Origin of the sequence: Lutibaculum baratangense AMV1, assembly GCF_000496075.1 — a bacterium.
GTDB classification, from domain to species: domain Bacteria; phylum Pseudomonadota; class Alphaproteobacteria; order Rhizobiales; family Tepidamorphaceae; genus Lutibaculum; species Lutibaculum baratangense.
Genome location: NZ_AWXZ01000040.1, coordinates 61123 through 81290, shown reverse-complemented (window position 1 = coordinate 81290; position 20168 = coordinate 61123). Strand labels below are relative to the sequence as shown.

At 69.9% G+C, this 20168-nt stretch carries 16 protein-coding genes; 6 read left to right on the top strand and 10 right to left on the bottom strand.

The window, feature by feature from the left end:
- Positions 1–5 precede the first annotated feature (5 nt).
- The 4 genes from N177_RS18170 (at position 6) to N177_RS18155 (ending at position 5036) form a co-directional block, all read left to right on the top strand.
- Positions 6–1340, top strand: a complete 1335-nt coding sequence (locus N177_RS18170) for a glycosyltransferase family 4 protein (RefSeq protein ID WP_023433877.1) — start codon at positions 6–8, stop codon at positions 1338–1340.
- Positions 1341–1427: 87 nt separating this feature from the next.
- The gene (locus N177_RS18165) at positions 1428–2423 is read left to right on the top strand and encodes an FkbM family methyltransferase (protein ID WP_023433876.1); all 996 of its coding nucleotides are present in this window, start codon (positions 1428–1430) and stop codon (positions 2421–2423) included.
- Positions 2420–3727 carry a glycosyltransferase family 4 protein gene (locus N177_RS18160; RefSeq protein WP_023433875.1) on the top strand — a complete coding sequence of 436 codons (1308 nt, stop codon included), beginning with the start codon at positions 2420–2422 and terminating at the stop codon, positions 3725–3727. Before N177_RS18165 ends, N177_RS18160 begins: the two co-directional genes overlap by 4 nt.
- A 121-nt stretch (positions 3728–3848) precedes the next feature.
- Entirely contained in the window at positions 3849–5036 is a 1188-nt protein-coding gene (locus N177_RS18155) for a KpsE/RkpR family capsule polysaccharide export protein (protein ID WP_023433874.1), read from the top strand.
- Positions 5037–5057: 21 nt separating this feature from the next.
- On the opposite strand, the gene N177_RS18150 is transcribed toward N177_RS18155, so the two are convergent.
- The 10 genes from N177_RS18150 to N177_RS18105 form a co-directional block, all read right to left on the bottom strand.
- The gene (locus N177_RS18150; RefSeq protein ID WP_023433873.1) at positions 5058–6479 is read right to left on the bottom strand and encodes a mannose-1-phosphate guanylyltransferase/mannose-6-phosphate isomerase; all 1422 of its coding nucleotides are present in this window, start codon (positions 6477–6479) and stop codon (positions 5058–5060) included.
- Between the two features lie 165 nt (positions 6480–6644).
- Positions 6645–7382, bottom strand: coding sequence for a dienelactone hydrolase family protein (locus N177_RS18145; RefSeq protein ID WP_023433871.1), 738 nt, complete (start codon positions 7380–7382; stop codon positions 6645–6647).
- Positions 7383–7488: 106 nt separating this feature from the next.
- Positions 7489–9087: an ABC transporter substrate-binding protein gene (locus tag N177_RS18140; RefSeq protein WP_023433870.1), complete on the bottom strand. Its 1599-nt coding sequence runs from the start codon at positions 9085–9087 to the stop codon at positions 7489–7491.
- A complete protein-coding gene (locus N177_RS18135; protein WP_244444310.1) occupies positions 9084–11519 on the bottom strand; it encodes a sensor histidine kinase in 2436 nt (811 codons plus the stop codon). Before N177_RS18135 ends, N177_RS18140 begins: the two co-directional genes overlap by 4 nt.
- Before the next feature lie 71 nt (positions 11520–11590).
- Positions 11591–12202 carry a hypothetical protein gene (locus tag N177_RS18130; RefSeq protein WP_023433868.1) on the bottom strand — a complete coding sequence of 204 codons (612 nt, stop codon included), beginning with the start codon at positions 12200–12202 and terminating at the stop codon, positions 11591–11593.
- A gap of 22 nt (positions 12203–12224) precedes the next feature.
- On the bottom strand, positions 12225–12611 hold the full coding sequence (locus tag N177_RS18125; RefSeq protein WP_023433867.1) for a hypothetical protein: 387 nt from the start codon (positions 12609–12611) through the stop codon (positions 12225–12227).
- 156 nt (positions 12612–12767) lie between these two features.
- The gene (locus N177_RS18120; RefSeq protein WP_023433866.1) at positions 12768–13496 is read right to left on the bottom strand and encodes a response regulator; all 729 of its coding nucleotides are present in this window, start codon (positions 13494–13496) and stop codon (positions 12768–12770) included.
- A complete protein-coding gene (locus N177_RS18115; RefSeq protein ID WP_023433865.1) occupies positions 13493–15199 on the bottom strand; it encodes a sensor histidine kinase in 1707 nt (568 codons plus the stop codon). The genes N177_RS18120 and N177_RS18115 overlap by 4 nt, the downstream gene beginning before the upstream one ends.
- 114 nt (positions 15200–15313) lie before the next feature.
- Complete coding sequence (locus tag N177_RS18110) at positions 15314–16204, bottom strand: amidohydrolase family protein (protein WP_023433864.1); 891 nt, start codon at positions 16202–16204, stop codon at positions 15314–15316.
- A gap of 55 nt (positions 16205–16259) precedes the next feature.
- Positions 16260–16967 (bottom strand): TetR/AcrR family transcriptional regulator, encoded by a 708-nt coding sequence (locus N177_RS18105; protein ID WP_051402477.1) that lies wholly within the window; start codon positions 16965–16967, stop codon positions 16260–16262.
- Positions 16968–17260: 293 nt separating this feature from the next.
- On the opposite strand from N177_RS18105, the gene N177_RS18100 reads away from it, so the two are divergent.
- Positions 17261–18190 (top strand): TAXI family TRAP transporter solute-binding subunit, encoded by a 930-nt coding sequence (locus tag N177_RS18100; protein WP_023433862.1) that lies wholly within the window; start codon positions 17261–17263, stop codon positions 18188–18190.
- 16 nt (positions 18191–18206) lie between these two features.
- Positions 18207–20156, top strand: coding sequence for a TRAP transporter permease (locus N177_RS18095; protein ID WP_023433861.1), 1950 nt, complete (start codon positions 18207–18209; stop codon positions 20154–20156).
- Positions 20157–20168 lie beyond the last annotated feature (12 nt).

The window sequence follows — 20168 nt, the reverse complement described above, 5'->3', positions numbered from 1 at the left end:
ATCACATGCTGACCTTCCTGGATCTGACCCGCATCTCCACGCGCCTGCTGCGTGGCGCCCCCACCGGTATCGACCGGGTGGAGTTCGCCTATGCGCAGGAACTGGTGCAGAAGGAGAACTACGGCGAGGTCGTGAGCGTCATCACAACGCCGCTCTTCACCGGCGCCGTGCGGCACGGCACGATGCGCACCCTGCTCGACCGGATCGAAAGATCCTGGCTCCTCGACAGCGAGACCGGGCTCGAGGATCCCTTCTACGGCGAGCTGCGCGCCGCGATCGAGGCGCCTGCCGCCACCGACCGGCCGCACGCCCTGCGCCTGAAGCGACAGAGCCGGCGGCAGGCCATGGGCCGGGCGCTGCAGCTCCCCGTCCAGGAGATGGTGCGGTCACGGGCGCGCCTCGCGGCCGCGACGAACCGGTCCGCCGGCGGCGCCCGCAGCTACTTTCATTGCTCGCACACCCAGACCGACAAGCCCCAGCGCTTCGCGTGGCTCGAGCGCAGGGGCGTGCCGGCGGTCTTCTTCATCCACGACGCCATTCCGGTCCTCTACCCGGAATTCTGCTCGCCGGGTTCGGCGGCCCGGCATCACGCCCGCCTGCAGACCGCGTCCGAACGCGGCGCGCTGCTGATCGTGAACTCGGAGGCCACGAAGCGCTCCGTCGCCGGCTACATGGAGAGCCAGGGCTGGCGGGTGCCGGAGATCGAGGTCGTGCCGCTCGGCGTCGACCGCTGGTTCTCCGACAGGGACGCCCCCCGGCCACGCGCGCCGAATGCCCCCTATTTCGTCTGCATCGGCACGATCGAGCCGAGAAAGAACCTGATCTTCCTGTTCAACGTCTGGCGCGAGCTCGCGCGGCGACACGGCCCGAACACGCCGAAGCTCGTGCTCGTGGGCCGCCGGGGGTGGGAGAACGAGAACATGATCGACGTGCTCGAACGCTCGACCAGCCTCGCGCCCCACCTCATCGAGGTGGCCGACCTGCCGGACCTCGGGCTCGCCGCGCTCCTGAAGGGCGCCCGGGCCCTCCTCGCGCCCTCGCAGGTCGAGGGGTTCAGCCTGCCGGTCGCCGAGGCGCTGTCGCTCGGCACGCCGGTGGTGGCCTCCGACATCGCGGTCCACCGCGAGGTCGCCGACGGGCACGCCCGGCTCCTCGGCACGATCGACGGCAATGGCTGGGTCGAGGCGATCGAGGGGCTGACGGATGTCGACGGGCCCTCTCGCGCCGAAGCGCTTAAGCGGGCGCAGGGGTACAGCGCGATCAGCTGGGGGCGGCATGTCGAGCTCAGCATGGAGATCGTGTCGCGGGTGGCCGAACACGCACGGGGCAGGCCCGTCTGAGCCCGCCGCTCCGGACGGGTCTCCTCCGCCCGCACGCAGTCCGGGGATGATCTTCGGCCGGAATGGGTGTAACCACGGTGACGCCGGGTGACACCCGCCGATCCCTCGCACCGGGCCCTCGTGTCCGCCACGCCGGCCTTCCGGAGCTTCGCGAACGTCGCCGCCATGCCCCACTCGAGCCGGCCGTCTCCCTTCCGCCACCTGAACATCAGCCGGCGCGTGGCCCGATGGCTCGCGCGGCAGGGGCGACCGTTCGACCTGCGCGCCGGCCTCGACCTCGACCGGACGACGCTCGAGGACGAGTTCCGCAGCCGGCATCAGGCGGTCTATGTCGGCGACGGGATCGTGCTCGCGCGGGTTCTCGGCCGCTTCAAGATGTACCTGCGTGGCGACGATGTCGGCTTCGCCGGCCACGTCATGATGGACGGCTACTGGGAGAGCTGGCTGACGCGCTTCCTCATCGGCCGGGTCGAGCCGGGCATGGTCTGCGTCGACGTCGGCGCGAACTTCGGCTATCACACGCTCGCCCTCGCCCATCTCTGCGGTCCGGCCGGCCGCGTCGTGGCCGTCGAGCCGAACCCGATGGCGCTCGAATGGCTGCGGCGGACGATGCACCTCAACGGCTTCCGGAGACGCACCAGGATCGAAGGCGTGGCACTGGGCGATACGCCAACGGGCTCGCTTCGGCTCGTCTGGCCGGCCGGCGAGCCGAAGAACGCGCGGGTGATCAAGGGAAAGGTCTCGCCGCCGCATCTTCAGTCGACGACCGTGCCGGTGACCTCCCTCGACCGGCTTCTGGCGGAGGAGGACCGGGTCGACTTCCTGAAGATCGACGCGGAAGGCGCGGAAGTCGCGATCCTGCGCGGCGGCCTCGACACGCTGCGGACGCACCGGCCGCACCTCGTGCTGGAGTACAACCCGGGCCGCTACGAGGATGCGCAGGCTCTCCTCGGGGAGCTGCTGGACATTTACGGGGCGGTCGCCCGCCTCGATATCACGGGCGACGTTCTTCCGATCGCGCCGCGGGTGGCCTATGAGGACCGCTCCGGTGAAGACCAACTCCTGTACTTCGGACGACCATGACAGCTCCAATACTGCTCGAAGGCCGCAATCTCGCCGTTCGCGAGGGCACCGGCATATCATCCTATGCGCGCAACCTCGCCGAGGTGCTGCGCGACCTCGGCTACGAGCTCGACGTGGTCTTCGACACCGAGTTTCCCGTGGCGCGCAACAACCCGGAGTGGAACGAGATCCGCCTCTACGACCGCGCCGGCCGGGAGAGGATCTCGCCGATTCGGTCGCGCTACACGAAGGTGAAGCACTATCTCGCCAACTTCCCGAGGGCGGTGACGGCGCACGAGGTCGGCTCGGGCTTCACCGCCGATGCCTCGATCTTCCCCGGCCTCGGCGGCTTCAGGCGCCGGCAGGCGGCCGAGCTCCTGTTCTGGCGCGCCGACCAGCACCTCCTGCGCTACGGCAAGAGGCTGACGCTGAAGCCGCTGCGCCAGCCGGCCCTGTTCCACGCGACGCACCCCGCTTCCGTCCAGGTGAAAGGGTGCCCGAACATCTACACGATCCACGACCTCGTGCCGCTGCGCCTGCCGCACACGACGCTCGACAACAAGCGGGCGATGCTCGAGGGCCTCAAGGTCCTCGCCCGGACGGCCGACAAGATCGTCACCGTCTCGGAGTTCTCGCGCCAGGACATCATCCGCTTCCTCGGCGTGGAGGAGGACCGGGTGGTGAACACCCATCAGGCCGTGAGCCTGCCCGCCCGCTACCTCGACCGGTCGCGCGACGACACGCAGCGGGAGGTGGCCTCGTTCGGATTGAGGCCGCAGCGCTACTTCCTGTTCGTCAGCGCGCTCGAGCCGAAGAAGAACCTCGAGCGGCTCGTCGACGCCTTCATCTCCGCGCGGTCGAACCATCCCCTGGTGATCGTCGGCAAGCTCGGCTGGGGCTACGAGAAGCTCCTGAAGAAGCTCGAGATGGTGCGCCCTATGGCGCTCAGGGGCGGCGGCCAGATGGACCGCATCATCTATCTGTCCTACCTGCCCTTCAACCAGGTGATGTCGCTGATGGCGAATGCCCGGGCTCTGCTGTTCCCCTCGATCTACGAGGGGTTCGGGCTGCCCGCGCTCGAAGCAATGTCGCTCGGCACGCCGGTCCTCTCGTCGAACGCGGCCTCTCTTCCCGAGGTCGTGGGCGAGGCGGGACTTCTCGTCGACCCCTACGACACGGTCGCGATGGCCGAGGCCATCCGCGCCCTCGATTCGGACGCGGACCTGCGCGAGGAGCTGTCGCGCCGCGGGCCCGACCAGGCGCGCATCTTCTCGCCGGAGCGCTACCGGGAGCGCATCGACGCGCTCTACAAGGAGCTTCTGTAGGGGTGGTGCGAACGTGAGCCCCTGGCGTCGCAACATGTCCATAATCGGCGTATAGTTCGCCTGCGTCAGCACGTCTCCGACAAAGGAGCGCGCGTCAGAACGGATAGAGAGTAGCCCGCGGGTGTCGCTCCTCAGCCCATTCACGTCGAACCGCCAGATCGCGTTGCCCGGCCGGGAGGGCCTCTCCTCGCGCCTCGGGCCGTTGCGGCTGCCGATGTCGCTGACGACGGCGCTGTTCATCCTGATGGTGGTGATCCCGGTCACCGTCTCGGTCGGCTATTTCGGCCTCATCGCGAGCGACCGCTACGTCTCCGAGAGCCGCTTCCTCGTGCGCAGCGCGTCGAGCAACTCGATCGGTGGCCTGGCGTCGTTCCTGAAGACCTTCGGCCTCAGCCGCGCCGACGACGACGCCTACGCGGTCCAGAGCTACATCAAGTCGCGCGACGCTCTGCGCGACCTGATGGAAGTGCTCCCGATGCGCGAGATCCTGAACCGCCCCGAGGCGGACTTCGTGACCTACTGCATGAAGCCGTGGTCGAAGGACACGTTCGAGACGCTCTTCAACTGCTACGAGGCGCGCGTCGACGTCGTGCGCGAGGACCTCACCGGGATCAACGTCCTCACGGTGGACCTGTTCAGGCCCGAGGACGCGCAGGCGGTCGCCCACGAGCTGATCCGCCTGAGCGAAGGCCTGGCGAACGAGATGAACGTGCGCGCGGAGCAGGATGCGCTCGCGAACGCGCAGGGGCTGATGAGCGAAGCCGAGCAGAGGGTCAAGCGCGCGCAGGCGGAGCTGACGGAGTTCCGCAATCGCCAGCTCTTCATCGATCCCGAGGGCGGCTCGACCCCGACGAGCGAGGTGATCGCCGGCCTGACGCGCAGGCTCGCGGAGACGCGCACCCAGATCGACCAGCAGATGTCGACCTCGCCGTCGAACCCGCTCATCCAGTCGCTGAGGGTGCAGGCACAGGTTCTCGAGGATCAGATCCGCCAAGAGCAGCTGAAGCTCACGGGCTCGGAGAACGCGATCTCGAACCACATGTCCACCTACGAGAACCTCGTCCTGCAGCGCGACCTCGCCGACCAGTCGATGACGATCGCCTCGAACGCGATCGACCAGGCTCGCCAGGAGGCGCGGCGCCAGAGCATCTACGTGCAGAGCGTGGTCGACGCGAACCTACCCGACGAAGCCACCATGCCCCGCCGGCTGCGCATGATCATCAGCGTGCTGGTCGTGTCGCTGTTCCTCTACAGCGTGGTGTGGCTCGTGGTGCTGGGCGGCCGGGAGCATCTCGACCGGGCGTCTTGATAGCCTCGGCGCGGGACGCTCTCAGCCCCGCGAGTAGACATCCTCGATGCGCACGATGTCGTCCTCGCCGGTATAGCTTCCCACCTGAACCTCGATCAGCTTGAGGTCGATCTTCCCGGGATTGTGCAGCCGGTGGACGGCGCCGACGGGAATGTAGGCCGCTTCGTTCTCGTGGTAGAGGGCGACCTTGCCGTCGAGCGTCACCTCCGCGGTGCCGCGCACGACGACCCAGTGCTCCGCCCGGTGGAAGTGCCGCTGCAGGCTCAGCACGCCGCCCGGCTTGACGCAGATGTGCTTGACCTGGAAGCCGGCGCCGATGTCGATGCGCTGATACCAGCCCCAGGGGCGGTGGACGCGCAGATGCTCGCCGGCCTCGCGGCGACCTTCGCCGGCGAGCTGGGCGACGAGCCTCTTCACCTCCGCCACGTGGCTGCGGGCGGCGACGAGCACGGCGTCGTGCGTCGTGACGACGACGGCGCTGTCGAGGCCCAGGACGGTCGTCAGCATGTTGTCGCTGCGCACGAAGGAGTTCGTGGTGTCGATCGCCCGCACGTCGCCTTCCAGCACGTTGCCGGAGGTGTCCTTCGCCTTCATCGCGTGCAGCGAATCCCAGGAGCCGATATCCGACCAGCCGAACTCGGCCGCGAGCACGCCGCCGGCCTGTGTCTTCTCCATCACCGCATAGTCGATCGAGATCCTCGGGCAGCGCGCGAAGGAGGCCTGGTCGAGGCGGAGGAAGTCGAGATCCCGCGTCGCGCCCTCGAGCGCGTCCCGCGCGCCCTCCAGCACCTCCGGCGCATGGGCGTGGAGCTCCTGGAGCATGAGCTCGGCGCCGAAGACGAAGTTGCCGCTGTTCCAGGAATAGCCTTCGTCGAGGTAACGCTGTGCCGTTTCGACGTCGGGCTTCTCGACGAAGCGCGTGATGGCGCGGGCGCGGCCGGAGATCGCCTCCTCCGCCGGCTGGATGTAGCCGTAGGCGCTCGAGGCGTGGTCCGGCGTGATGCCGAGCGTCATGATCCAGCCGCCACGCGCGGCGGCGGCCGCCTCGCGGATCGCGTCGAGCAGCCCCTCCTCCTGCGTGACGACGTGGTCGGAGGCGAGCACGGCGCAGACGGAATCGGGATTGCGGCGGTGGGCGAGAAGGGCTCCGACGGCGACGGCGGCGGCGCTGTCGCGCCGCTCCGGCTCGAGCACGATGTCGCCCTCGATGCCGATACCCTGCATCTGCTCCGCGCAGATGAAGCGGAAATCGTGGTTGGTGACGACGATCGGCCGGTCGAAGCCTCGCGCCGCGACGCGGCGCAGCGTCGCCTGGAACGTCGACTGGCCCTCGTCGAGGAGCGCGATGAACTGCTTCGGCATCGTGTCGCGCGACAGCGGCCACAGACGGGTGCCAGCCCCGCCGGCCATAATCACGGGAACGATCGGCGAAGAATGATCCATGACGGGGCGCTCGGGCGGAAAAGGGACGTGCGGACAGGCGCTTCGAGAGTGCCCGGAGGCATCTCCTGCGCTCTTAGCACGCCCGCCCGGAGCGGGGAACCGCCGCGGCGGCCGGCGAGGCGCGGCGCCCGGGCCGGGCACCGCTCTCGCTCGGCGGATGGCGGTTCAGCCGTCGAGCTTCCCGGCCAGGAACTCTGAGAAGGCCTGCCAGCTCTCGCTGTCGGCCCGCTCCTGGTAGCGGTCGGAGCCTTCCACGGTGAAGGCATGCGGCGCGCCGGAATAGATCTCGATCGTGTAGGTCGCGCCGGCCTCCTCGAGCTCCCCGGTCAGGGCGGTCACGTGGTCCATCGTCACCGAGGTGTCGGCGGCTCCGTGCATCACGAGGATCGGGGCCACGTCCTGGGGCCAGCTCTGGCCCTCGGGGGTCTCGAGGCCGCCGTGGAAGGTCGCGTAGCCGGCGGCGTTCTCGGCCACGCCGGAGCGGGCCGCCTCGAGCGCGACCGCGCCGCCGAAGCAGTAACCCATCACGACGACGCGCTCCGCACCGGAATGCTCGCGCGCGGCGGAGAGGCCAGCCTCGATCAGCGACCGCATCCGCTCCCGGTCCTCGTAGAGGGCGCCGGTGGCAGCCCGCCTGTCTTCCGTCGTCTCGACCGGCGTGCCTTCGCCGAACATGTCGAGCGCGAAGGCGTCGTAGCCCATCTCGGCCAGCATGTCCGCGCGGCCGCGCTCGTAGTCGTCGAGCCCGTCCCAGTCATGAACGATCAGCACGAGCCCCTTGGGGTTCTCGGCGGCCGCATAATAGCCCGTGAGGCTCGCACCGGCCGCCTCGTAGGTCACGTCCTCGGCAAGCGCCGGCGAGGCGGCCAGAACGAGGGCGGACGCAAGGATTGCATGTTTCATCGACTGCTCCCGGAGTTATTTCGTTGGCGGCAGCACCTTAACGGAATGACGGCGACAGGGGCCAATCACGCTCTCGCGGGGAGGCTGCGGCGGGGCGGGGCTCGCCTCAGCGAGAATCGACGTCCGAAAGGTCCACGCCCTCGAAGATGTTGCGGCCGAGCGCGTCCATCTTGAAGCCCGTCACCGCCTTGCGGGCGCCGAGGAAGACGACGGAATGCGCGAGCGGAACCCATGGCGCCTCGTCGTGGAAGATCACCTGCGCCTTGCGGTAGAGCTCCTCCCGCTCCGCGCGCGACGGCGCGACCTTGGCGCGGGAGACGAGCGCCTCGTAGTCGCGGTCGCACCATTTGGCGACGTTGTTGCCCCCGGGCCTCGCGGCGGTGCAGCCGAGCAGGACGTCGAAGAAATTGTCGGGGTCGCCGTTGTCGCCCGTCCAGCCGAACAGCGCCATCGGCGCGGATCCCGACTGGAGCCTGATGCGGTACTCCTGCCAGCCTTCGGTGCGGAGCTCGGCGCGGATGCCGATCATGGCGAGGTCGGCGGCGATGAGTTCGGCGACGCGCTTGCCGTTCGGGTTGTAGGGCCGGCTCACGGGCATGTACCAGAGCTCGGTGTCGATGCCGTTCGCATAGCCCGCCTCGACCATCAGCCGCCGCGCCGCCTCGGCGTCGTGCGGATAGGGCTCGATGTCGTCGTTGTAGGACCAGAGCGTCGGCGGGATCGGGTTCTTCGCGACGACGCCCGCCCCGGCATAGACGGTCTCGAGGATCAGCCCCTTGTCGATCGCCATGTTGACGGCGCGGCGCACACGGACATCGTCGAACGGCGCCATCCGGGTGTTGAGGGAGAGATAGCCGATGTTGAAGCCTTCCTGCCGCATCAGGACGAGGGCGGGATCGGCCGCGATCGCGGCGGCGTCGGCCGGATCGGGGAAGACCATCAGCTGGCACTCACCGGCCTTGAGCTTGATCAGGCGGACGGCGGGATTGGGCGTGATGGAGAAGACGAGCGTGTCGATCGGCTGGCGGCCGCGCCAGTAGCCGTCGAAGGCCCGGTATCGGACCGTGACGTCCTTCTGGTAGCCGTCGAAGACGAAGGGCCCCGTCCCCACCGGCCACGCGTCGAGCCGCTCCGGCTCCCCCCTCGCCGCGAGCGTCGCCGCGTATTCCGCCGACAGGATCGCGTTGAACGGCATGGCGAGGTTGGCGAGGAACGGCGCTTCCGGACGCGCGAGGCGGATCCGCACGGCGCGTTCGTCGACCTTCTCGATCGCCTCGATGAGCTCGAGAAGACCCATATCCTTGAAGTAGTCGAAGCCGCCGACCGTCACCTTATGGAAGGGGTGGCTCTCGTCCCACTGGCGCATCAGCGAGAACACGACGTCGTCGGCGTTCATCTCCCGCGTCGGGGTGAAGTCGGGCGCCGGGTGGAACCTCACGCCCGGGCGAAGCTGAAAGACATAGGTGCGACCGTCGTCCGATATCGTCCAGGATTCGGCCAGCGCCGCCCTGATCTCGGTCGAGCCGGGCGCGAACTCGACGAGATTGTTGAACATCGGCATGGCCGCGTTCATGCCGGTCGTCGTCGTCACGAGCTGGGGGTTCAGAGCCTCGGGGTTGCCCTCCGAGCAGAAGACGAGCGTCTTCGCCGCCGCCGCGTGGGCACCGAGGACGAGGAGCAGGACCGTCAGGATCGTGCGTCTCATGCGATCTCCTCCATCGCCGGCTCCGCGACGGCCTCCGCCACTCTCAGCGGCAGGTCGATCGTGAAGCGCGTGCCGTGTCCCGGCTCGCTCTCGAGGTCGAGCCGGCCGTTCAGCGTGCTCGTGACGAGGTTGTAGACGATGTGCAGGCCGAGCCCCGTCGACCCCCCTCCCCGCCCCGTCGTGAAGAAGGGGTCGAAGACGCGGCGGCGGTTCTCCGCGGGGATGCCGCGTCCGTCGTCGGCGAACACGATCCGCAGCGTCGTGCCGTCCAGCGGGCGGACGCGGATGGTGATCGTGCCCCTTTCGCCGGGCCCGTAACCGTGGGTGATGGCGTTCGTGACGAGGTTCGTGAGGACCTGGGCGAGCGCGCCCGGATAGGTCTCGACCTCGAGGCCCTCGGGGCACTCGGCCACCACCTCGTGGCCGCCCTTGCGCAGCATCGGACCGAGGCTCGTCAGGAGCTCTTCGAGCCAGCGGCTGAGCTCGAAGGAGCGCCGCTCCCCGCTCGCCTGGTCGGCGGCGACCTGCTTGAAGGCGTGCACGAGGTCGGCCGCCCGCCGCAGATTGGCCAGAAGCAGCCGCGAGCCTTCCTCCATCCGTGCCGTGAAGCGGTCGAAGGAGGCGCGGGCGAGCCGCCCCGACGACGCTTCCTGCCGGAAGGTCGACACCTCCTGGTCGAGCACGGTCGAGGTCGTGAGCGCGATGCCGAGAGGCGTGTTGATTTCGTGGGCGACGCCGGCGACGAGCTGGCCGAGGGAGGCGAGCTTCTCCGCCTGGATGAGCTCCGCCTGAGTGCGCCGAAGCTCGGCCAGCGCCTGATCGGCGCGGTCCTTCGATCGCCTGAGCGCATGCTCGCGGCGCAGGATCTCGCCGACGAAGACGTTCGTCGCGCGCGCCATGTCGCCCAGCTCGTCGCGCTTCCAGCTGCCCTCGATGCGGCCGCGATGCGGGTCGCCGGCGAGGTCGAGCATCCCGAGTTGGAGGCGCTTGAGCGGCGAGACGATCGAGCGTGCGACGATGGCGGCGGTGCCGGCGCCGAAGACGAGGCCGATCGCCGCCCCGAGAATGAGCACCGTGCGGATCGAGCGGCCGATCGCCTCGGCGCTCTCGGTGAAACGCTGGTCGAGGGTGCGTGCTGCGGCGGTCATGCGCTCGGCGGCGGCGTCCATGCCGGCGATCAGCGCGTTCTGCTGGCGCAGCCCCTCCGTCGTCGTCGACAGGCCCTCCCGCCAGCGCTCGAAAGCATCGATCATGTCCGTCTGGATCAGCGGCGAGATCGGCAGCCCGACGATCGCGTCGGCGACGGCCCGGCTCTCGTCGAGCACGGCGGCCGAGGCTTCGGGGCTTCGGCTCTTGAACGCGCCGGCCGCCGCGTCGCCGAGCTTCAGCACGGCGATCGCGATGTTCTGCGTCGCCTGCTCGGTTTCGTGCGCCTTCACGGAATAGGTGAGGAGCTCCGCCATCTCGTCGTGAAGCGCGCGGTATTGCGTCGTGTAGACCTTGAGCAGACGCTCCGCCCACTGGGTGAGCGCCTGTTCGACGTCCCCGCCCGGTTCCCCCGCGCGCAGCGCGTCGAGCGGCGTCGAGGACGGATCCGCGAGGGCCATCAGGCGATCTCCGAAACCTGCCGCCATCGCCTCGAGCTCGTCGGCAGCCTCGCCCTTCCCCTGCACCCGGAGCACCGAGGACAGGCCGGCGACCGCGTATCGCAGCCGCCGGAGCGAGCCGTTGAGCCCGTCGCCCGCCTCGCCCCGCGCCGCCTCGCTTCCCGCGAGCACCGCGATCGCCTGCACGCCGGCGGCCGAGAGCGCCGAGCGAAGAGCGTATCCGGCCTCCACCAGGTCGCGCGCGTCGCGCACCTGCCGGTCGCGCTGCGAAAGGGCCGCGACGATGTCGGCGTTCGAGTCGTGCTGGCGCTGGCGGGCCTCGTCGGTCAGCTCGATCAGGCGGCTCGCCCGCCCCGCCATCTCGGCGATCAGCATGTCGTTCTGCTGCGTGACCGTCTCGAGCTGCCCCATGCTCATGACGTAGTGGACCAGCGCCTGACGCGCCTCGCCGATCGCGGCGGCATCGTCTCCGTCGCTCGCGATGTCGCGCAGCGTGGCGAGATCCTTCTCCGCCCGCTCGGTCGGGACCGCGAAGCGCGCGGAATGCATGTCGCGCTCGCCCGGCAGCGAGTCGACGTAGCGGTCGCGCTCGGTGACGGCGGTCAGGACGTTGCGGTGGATCGCGCCGGCGAGGATCGCGCCGCTGCGCGCGCGGTCGGCTTCGCCGAGCAGCATGACGGCCGCGACGGCGATGGCGGCGGCGATCGCGATGGGAAAGCCGCCGACGAGGAAGATCTTGTAGCCGATGCGCATGCCGCGCCTGCCCCGCCGCCTGCCCCGCCCACTCGGGCCGTGGGGCGCGCCGTCGCCCGGGGAGGCCTTCACGCCGCCGATCCTAGCAGGCGCAGCCGAGGCAGGAACAGGTTTTGCATCGGGCGACGGGCGCGGCTGGATCATCAGGCGACGGCCGAGAGGGCCGCGCCGATGCGCTTGCTGAGCTGGAGGAGCGGCAGCACCCTCGCGCCGCTCGTCTCGAGGGGCAGCGGGCAGATGTCGCGGTAGCCGGGCGCGGGAAGTCGCATCGCCGCATCGCGGGTGGTGACGACGAGCGACAGGGCGTGCCCCGCACCGGCCGCGCCGGCTTCCAGGCGCTGCATGAGCCCCCGCGTCAGGTGGGCTGCGACCCTCTCGTCGCAGACGAACACGCCTCGGAGGATGGCGGATGCTCGGGGAAGGGCCGTCTCCGCGAGGCCGTTGCCGGCGATGGCGAGGGCCGCGGTCAGCGTCTCGCCGACGGGCGACCAGCCGCCACCCGCCACGACCTGCCCGTCCGCCTCCATGACGAGGTAGCGGCCGGAGGCGACGAGGCCCGGGTCGACGCCGGGGAACAGCTCGAGATAGGCCGCGATGTCGTCGGCCGAGCAGTCGCGCATGGCGACGCACCAGAGATGGGCCAGGTGGAGATGGCTCAGGAGCCCCGTCTCCTCGAGCCGTGCGGGGCGGATGATCGGCCCGCCCGGCCTTCCCCCCGGGCGCCGCCCGGCGACGTTGCTCGGGATCATGTCCATCGACCGGCTCCCCCCGGCAGCCCTACTGGCTGACGATCTGCGTGACAGGCAGCCTCACGAGGCTCGAGCCGGCGGCGGAACGTTCCTCGATCGTGAGGGTGCGGACGGCGGTGCGCGGCGCGCGGCCGTCGGCGGTGACGAGGCAGGCCTCCGGCAGGTAGGGCCAGCCGCGAGCGGCGCAGGACGGCGCGGCGGACAGCCGATCGGCCTTCGCCTGGCCGACGACGGTGACGCTGCCGGACGACTGCGGCGCGTTCGGGTCGGTCGTCGTCGTGTGACCGACGACGCGGCTCTGATCCTTCGCCGGCCTCGCCTCGTCGAACGCGGCGCTGTGGCCGATGCCGAAGTCGAGGCCAACCACGGCGAGCGTCGCCACGGCCGCGATGACGAGAGTGCGCGCGTCGATCATCTGACGTCTCCCCTTTCCGCCCTGGCCGCATCGGACCGCAGCTCCCTATGACGACCGTTCTAGGGGCTGCCGGTTTCACCAGTCTGTCGTGGCGGCGGGAAAGAGGTTTCGTCGCCAGCGAGAATTGTTTCGTCGCGGCCGGGGAGAGGAAACAGTTCAGCCCTCGCCGTCGGGGCAGAACACGTATCCCGCCCCGCGCACCGTCCGGATGATGGTGGGGCGCTGCGGATCGGGCTCGATCTTGCGGCGGATGCGGGTGATGCGCACGTCGATGGCGCGGTCGAAGGCCTCGGCGTCGCGGGCCTGGGCGAGATCGAGCAGCCGGTCGCGCGAGAGAACCCGGCGGGGGTTCTCGACGAAGGCCTTGAGGAGGCTGAACTCGGACGAGGTCAGCGGCTGGCTTCCCCCCGTCTCGTCGCGCAGGAGGCGGGCGTCGAGGTCGAGCTGCTTCGTGCCCACCCTCACGAGGGCGTTCGCCTGCGGCTGCGGCTGCGGCGCGACCGCGATGGCGCCGGCATCGGCTCGGCGGAGCACGGAGCGGATGCGGGCCAGGAGCTCCCGCAGCTCGCAGGGCTTGGCGAGATAGTCGTCCGCCCCGAGCTCGAGCCCGACGATCCGGTCGATCGGGCTCGCAGTGGCGGTTAGCATGATGATCGGCACGCCGCTCGACCGCTTGAGGTCGCGGATGATCGAGAGCCCGTCCTCCTCGGGCATGTTGAGGTCGAGGACGACGAGCGAGGGCGGCTCCGAGGCCAGCGCCTGCCGCAGGGCCTGGCCGCCCTCGCAGAGCGTGACCCTGAGGCCGCTCATCCGCAGGTAGTCTCCCACCATCTCGCGCGCCGCGGCCTCGTCGTCGACCACGTAGATATGCGGCTGCCCCGTCACTTCCGTGCCTCCTCCCCGATGAGCGGCAGGGAGATCGCAAAGACCGCCCCGCCACCCGGCCTGTTGGCGGCCGTCGCCTCGCCGCCGTGCAGCTCGACGATCCGCTTGACGATCGAGAGACCGAGGCCGGTGGAGCTTTCGCCGCCCGTCGGCTGCGCCGAGAGCCGTTGGAAGCGCGTGAAGACGCGCCTCAGATCCTCCGGCGATAGGCCGGGCCCGCGGTCGCGGACGCTGAGGAGCACCCGGCCGCCGGTGCGTTCGACCGACACCTCGATCGGCGCGCCGGGCGGGCTGTACTTCACGGCGTTGCCGACGAGGTTGTCGAACGCCTCGCGCAGCCGCTCGCCGTCGCCGTGGACGAGAAGCCCGGCTTCTGCGCCGAGCGCGATGTCCTGCGCCTTGCGCTCCGCAGCGGCGCGGTTTGTTTCGGCGACCTGGCGGGCGAGCTCGCCGATATCGATCTCGGCGCGGTCGAGGCTGATGTCGGCGGCATCCATCATCGCGTTCGAGATCAGGCTGTCGATCATCGAGGAGAGCCTGGAGCCCGCCTTGCGGATCTCCTCGATCTGCCGGTGGGCCGGCTCCTTCGGCAAGGGCGACATCTCGACGAGCTCGCCGAGGATCTGCGCGCGGCCGAGCATGACGTTCAGCGGGTTCTTCAGGTCGTGGGCGATCGTGCCGAGGATCTCGTTCTTGAAGGCGTTCGCCCGCCGCAGGTCCTGCCCCTGCGCCTCGAGCCGCCGGTTCGCGCCCACGAGCTCCGCCGTGCGCGCCGCGACCCGTCTCTCGAGGTCGTCCTTCGCCCGGTGCAGCTGCCGGCGCAGGCGCAGATTGTCGAGGGCGACCGAGACGCGGGTGCAGAAGAGATCGGCGAGCCCACGCGCGCTCGCCGCGGCCTCGCCCCCGTGCGCGACGGCGAGCACCACCTCCGAGCACGTCCCCGAGACGGCGAAATGCACCGAGCGCCCCTCGCCTTCCATCGCCCGGCGCCTCCGCAGGCCCTCGTCGAGCAGGCCGTCGAGCGGCGGGTCGGAGGGGGCGCCCCATCGGGCGAAGGCCCGTCCCGCGGCCGGACATTGCAGGGACACCGCGACCTCGGTGGCGCCGGGCACGAGCCCCGCCGCGCGCCGGGCGGCCGTCCCGGCCAGGGCGTCGACGTCCTCCGCGGCCAGCAGCTCCGCGCCCGCCTCTATGACGGCCTCGAGGCCGGCGCGGAAGACGGTCAGCTGCCTCAGCTGCTCGAAGCCCCTCAGCGCCGACACGAGGGCCGTGAACAGCTTGTCGGCGGTCAGCTCGGTCTTCGCCTTGTAGTCGTTGATGTCGTAGTCGACCACGACGCGCCGCTCCGGCGCCTGGCCGGGCTGGCCGGTGCGCAGGATGATCCGCACCGTCTCGTTGGCGAGCTCGTTGCGGACGACGTCGACGAGCTCGAGCCCCGCCTCGTCCTCCTCCATGACGACGTCGAGCAGGATGACCGCGATGTCGGGGTGATCGGCCAGCAGCGCCCGCCCCTCGCTGGCGGAGAACGCCGAGAGGAGCTCGATGCCGCGGCCCTCGAGGCGGAAGTCGCGCAGCGCGAACCGGGTGCCCTCGTGGACGGCGGCGTCGTCGTCGATCACCGCGACCTTCCATGGCGGCCCGAGCGGCGCCGGGGCTTCCCCACCGCCGTCGAACAGCTCGATGAAGTCGGCCTCCGCGCTCACGGCGACTGCCCGTCCTGCAGATGATGATGACACCGCAGTTTCCGCGAGAGAACGGACAGATGAAAGCGTTATTTGCGCAAGGGAAGCCGGACCTCGTCAGGCGTCACCGGGTGGTCACGCCCGAGACACCTGCTCCGGCCAGTAGAGCCGCAACGGGTTGTCGACCATCAGCCGGTGGAGAAGCGTCTCGTCGGGCGCGATCAGGGCGAGGAGGTCGACGAGCTCGCCGTCGTTCGGCATGTGCTTCTTGATGTTGGGATGCGGGAAGTCGGTGCCCCAGAGGACGCGGTCGGGAAAGCTCTCGACGAGGCTCCTGGCGAAGGGGACGGCGTCGTGGAACGGCGGGCCGGCGCGCGAGATGCGCTCACAACCCGAAACCTTCACCCAGAAGCGCTCGTCCTGCATGAGCTCGTTCAGGAGGCGGAAGGCCGGCTGGTCGAGTCCGAGGCTCGCGTCCGGCCGGCCCATGTGGTCGATCACCATGACGAGCGGGATGCGCTTGAGCACCGGCCCCAGCGTCTCGAGCTTCTCGGCGTCGAAATGCACGACGACGTGCCAGCCCAGCGGCGCGATCTTCTCGACGATCCGCATGACCGACTCGATCTTCGCATCGCCGCCGAGATGGGTCACGAAGTTGAAGCGCACGCCGCGGATGCCGCCCTCGTGGAGGCGCCTCAACTCGTCCTCGCTCACGTCCTCCTCGACCATGGCGATGCCGCGATATCGCCCCTCGCCGTGCGCGATCGCGTCGAGCATCGCCGAGTTGTCCGAGCCGTGGCAACTCGCCTGGACGATGACGGAACGATCGATCCCGAGGAAGCGGTGGAGGTCAAACAGCGTCTCCTTGCCGGCATCGACCGGGGTGTAGGAGCGCCCTGGAGCGTATGGAAAACGGTCGCCGGGGCCGAAGACGTGGCAGTGCGCGTCGCAGGCTCCCGCCGGCAGCTTCACGTCCGGCTTCTTGGGATCGGTGTCGTAGGGCAGAATCGTGCTGGCGGTCGCCATCCGCGGGTTTCCTCGGTTTCTCGTCTCGATGGTGTCGTCTGCGGCTCGCCGGCGGTCAGGTCCGGGACCCGCCGCTCCCGTCGTCCCGGGGCGCCGGGCCCATGAGCCCCCACATCATGGCGGCGACGAGCTGGTCGATCGCGGCGTCCATGTCGGAGCCGTCGACCTCGCCGTCGGACAGGCGGGTGACCCGCTCGGGATTGATGAGCGTGTAGTAGAGCGAGCCGAGCAGGAACTGCGAGCGCCAGACGACCTCGCCGCGCGTCAGCTCCGGCAGCGTCTCGTGGATCGCGTCGAGGAACTGCCGGGTCGTGTCGTCGAACGCCTCAGCGATGATCCCGCGCGTCTCCTCGCTGCCCTCCGCCGAGAGCGCCGCGCGCAGCCGCGTGAACTGGGCGCCGCCGCCCGGCTGATCGGTCGAGGAGGAGAAGGCCGGGACGATATAGGCGCGCAGGATCGCCTGGAGGCGATCCTGCTTCGCCTTGATCCGCAGCGCCTCCCGGAGGAGCTCGAGCCTGCGCGCGTTCATCGGCCCGCAGTGGCGCCGGTAGATCTCGCGCAGGAGGTTCATCTTGTTCGTGAAATGGTAGGTGACGCTGCCCGGATGGGCGCCCGACGCGGCCGCGATGTCGCGAATGGACACGGCGTTGAAGCCGTGCGCGGCGAACAGCGCCTCCGCGGCCGCCAGCACGGCCTGCCGCACATTCGCCTGCCGCCGTTCCGGCGCGGGCTGATCACGCCTCGTGGTTTCTGCGTCGCTCATTGCTTTTGTACGATCGTCCATATTATTTTCCGTGGCAAGAAGAATGTTCCTGCGCAGGAGCGGATGATGGGCGCCCGCGCCGCTCATCGCGCAAGCAAGGTTCTTGGACGATCGTCTAAGGGCACTGGACAGACGCGCGGACGGTGCTTAAGGGTTGAGCCCGAGTTGCCGCGGGATCCGCCCGGGGCGACGCCGGACGCCGGTCGGACGCCACCGCTCGCGGTGGCAGCCGGTGAGGAACCTGGTCGGAGAGCCGGGGTCCGGGACAGCGACATCGAAAGGGAGGACGAGACGTGAAGCTCTCACACGCGTTCATGGCCCTGGGGCTCGGGACGATGCTTGTCGCATCGCCGGCGGTCGCCCAGGAGCGCATCTCGATCGGCACCGGCGGCACCGGCGGCCTGTTCTACGTGATCGGCGCCGGCATGGCCGACGTCCTGAACAAGCACATGGAGAACACGACGGCGCGCGCCGAGGTGACGGGCGCCTCGATCGAGAACATCCGCCGCGTCGCGGCCGACCAGATGCAGATCGGCTTCTCCTCGTCCTCGACCCTCTACGAGGCGAAGAACGGCGAAGGCGCCTTCGACGGCGACGCCCAGCCGGTCGCGGCCGTGGCCTATCTCTACCCGGCCGTCCTGCAGATCGCGACGACCGCCGACACCGGCATCTCGAGCATCGAGGAGCTTGAGGGCAAGCGGGTCAATCTCGGGCCTCCCGGGTCGAACTCGGCCGTCATCGCCCAGCGCCTGCTCGAGGCCTACGGCGTCTTCGATCCCTCGCGAGTTCAGTTCCTGTCCTACACCGAGGGCACGGCCGCGCTGATGAACGGCACGATCGACGCGACGGTCGTTCTCGCCGGCGCACCCACGGCGGCGCTCATCGACCTCGACGCGCAGCGCGACATGGTGCTGCTCTCGCTGGACGAGGAGAAGGTGAAGGGCATCTTCGAGGAATACCCCTTCTACCAGGCCTACGAGATCTCCGCCGGGACCTATCCCGACCAGACCGAGCCGGTGACGGTGATCAACGACCCCGCCACCCTCTTCGCGAAGGAAGGCGCCGACGAGGAGCTCGTCTACAACGTCACGAAGGCGATCTTCGACAATCTCGGCGAGCTCGGCGAGGTGCATCCGCAGGCGAAGGCGATCTCGGTCGAGGACGCGCCGAACACGCCGATCGACCTGCACCCCGGCGCCAAGCGCTATTTCGACGAGCAGTAGGTTCCGGAGCGGCGGCATGGCGTTCGGCCTCGAAAGGCTGCGTATCGAGGCACCGGGGCCGCGCGGACGGGCGGAGACGGTCGTCGTCTCCGGCCTCGTCGCCCTCCTGGCGGTCGCGGTGACCGCGCTCGTGATCTACGGCGCCTATTTCGGCCTGATCACGGCTCTCATCCTGCGCTCCGCCTTCTTCTCGCTGATCGCCGCCGCCGGGCTTCTCTATCTCGGCTACCGGGCCCGGAACGGCTGGGTCCGGATCCTCTGCTACGCGATGGCCCTCTTCGCGCCGGTGCCGGGCCTCCATCTCTGGCAGTCCTATATCGACATCATCATGCGCGGCGCCATGGCGACCGCGCCCGACCTCTGGATCTTCGCCGGGCTGATGGCGGTGATCCTCGTGCTCACGCGGCTTTCTCTCGGCTGGGCGCTCGTCGTCCTCCTCGTCTGCGCGATCCTCTACGCCTGGTTCGGCTACCTCATTCCCGGCAAGTACGGGCACGGCGGCTACGATCTGTGGCGGCTCGCCTCGACGCTCATGCTCTCGACGGAGGGCGTCTACGGGGTCCCGATGGGGGTCGCGGTCGAGTACATCTTCCTCTTCGCGCTGCTCGGCACGCTTCTGATGAAGATCGGCACCGGCGAGGTCTTCGTCGACCTCGCGCGAGGCCTCACCGGCCGGGTCAGGGGCGGCCCCGGCCTCTCGGCCGCCCTGTCGAGCTCGCTCCTCGGCACGATCAACGGCAGCGCCGTCGCGAATGTCGTGACCACCGGCACCTTCACGATCCCGCTGATGAAGCGCGTCGGCTACTCGCCGGTCCTGGCCGGGGCCATCGAGGCCGCGGCCTCGTCGGCCGGGCAGATCCTGCCGCCGGTGATGGGGGCCGCGGCCTTCCTGATGGCCGAGATCATCGGCGTGCCCTACGCGCAGATCGCGCTCGCCGCCCTCGTGCCGGGCCTCCTCTACGTCCTCGCCCTCATGGTCGCGGTGCGGCTCGAGGCCGGCCGTCTCGGCCTCGCCCCCGATCCGGGTGCGGGCTGGCAGCTTCTGAAGCAGACGCTCCTGCGGCGCGGCTACCTGCTCCTGCCGCTGATCGCCCTCGTCGGCTTCCTCATCGCCGGCCGCATGCCGACGCAGGCGGCGGTCATGTGCATCGTCTTCGGGCTCCTGATCTCGCCGTGGCACAAGGACACGCGGATCGGCCCCGTCGGCCTCGCGCTCGTCTGCCGCGACACGCTGCTCGCGACGCTGCCCATCGTCGCCGCCGTCGCGGCCGCCGGCGCCGTGATCGGCGTCCTCAACCTGACCGGCCTCGGCCTCATGCTGTCGAGCCTGATCGTCGAGGTCGGCGGCAGCCGGATCTGGGCGATCCTGCTCCTGACCGCGCTCGCCTCCTTCGTGCTCGGCATGGGCCTGCCGACCTCGGCCGCCTACCTCCTACTCGCCGTGCTCGTGGCGCCGGCACTGACGCGGCTTGGCCTGCCGCCGATCGTCGCGCACATGTTCATCTTCTATTACGGCCTCGTCTCGGCGATCACCCCGCCGGTCGCGCTCGCCGCCTACGCGGCCGCGTCGATCTCCGGAGGGGACGCGAACCGGACGGCGATCGAGTCGGTGCGGCTCGGCTTCGTGAAGCTCCTCGTGCCCTTCCTGTTCGTCACGATGCCGGGCCTCCTGATGATCGGCAGCGGCGCGCAGATCGCGCTGTCGATCGTCTTCGGCGCCGTCGGCGTCGTGGGGCTGACGGTCGCCTTCGCCGGATGGTTCGTGCGCCCGATGGGCGCGGCCGAGCGCGGCCTCATGGCGCTCGCCTCGCTCCTCGTCCTGTGGCCGACGGACGTCGCGTCCACCGACGCGACGAGCCTCGCCGCGCGGGGCGCGGGGCTTCTCGCCCTCGCCTTCCTCGCCTATCGCTGCGCGACGGCCGGTGACACGACGCCGGGCCACGCCGCGAGCGGGGCACGGGACTAGCGCGGGCGGAGG

Bases quoted from the DNA above. Each gene is read 5' to 3' on its own strand.
- N177_RS18140 (WP_023433870.1), bottom strand. From the start codon at position 9,087: ATGAGACGCACGATCCTGACGGTCCTGCTCCTCGTCCTCGGTGCCCAC.
- N177_RS18150 (WP_023433873.1), bottom strand. From the start codon at position 6,479: ATGGATCATTCTTCGCCGATCGTTCCCGTGATTATGGCCGGCGGGGCT.
- N177_RS18095 (WP_023433861.1), top strand. From the start codon at position 18,207: ATGGCGTTCGGCCTCGAAAGGCTGCGTATCGAGGCACCGGGGCCGCGC.
- N177_RS18125 (WP_023433867.1), bottom strand. From the start codon at position 12,611: ATGATCGACGCGCGCACTCTCGTCATCGCGGCCGTGGCGACGCTCGCC.
- N177_RS18105 (WP_051402477.1), bottom strand. From the start codon at position 16,967: ATGAGCGACGCAGAAACCACGAGGCGTGATCAGCCCGCGCCGGAACGG.
- N177_RS18145 (WP_023433871.1), bottom strand. From the start codon at position 7,382: ATGAAACATGCAATCCTTGCGTCCGCCCTCGTTCTGGCCGCCTCGCCG.
- N177_RS18130 (WP_023433868.1), bottom strand. From the start codon at position 12,202: ATGGACATGATCCCGAGCAACGTCGCCGGGCGGCGCCCGGGGGGAAGG.
- N177_RS18110 (WP_023433864.1), bottom strand. From the start codon at position 16,204: ATGGCGACCGCCAGCACGATTCTGCCCTACGACACCGATCCCAAGAAG.
- N177_RS18160 (WP_023433875.1), top strand. From the start codon at position 2,420: ATGACAGCTCCAATACTGCTCGAAGGCCGCAATCTCGCCGTTCGCGAG.
- N177_RS18170 (WP_023433877.1), top strand. From the start codon at position 6: ATGCTGACCTTCCTGGATCTGACCCGCATCTCCACGCGCCTGCTGCGT.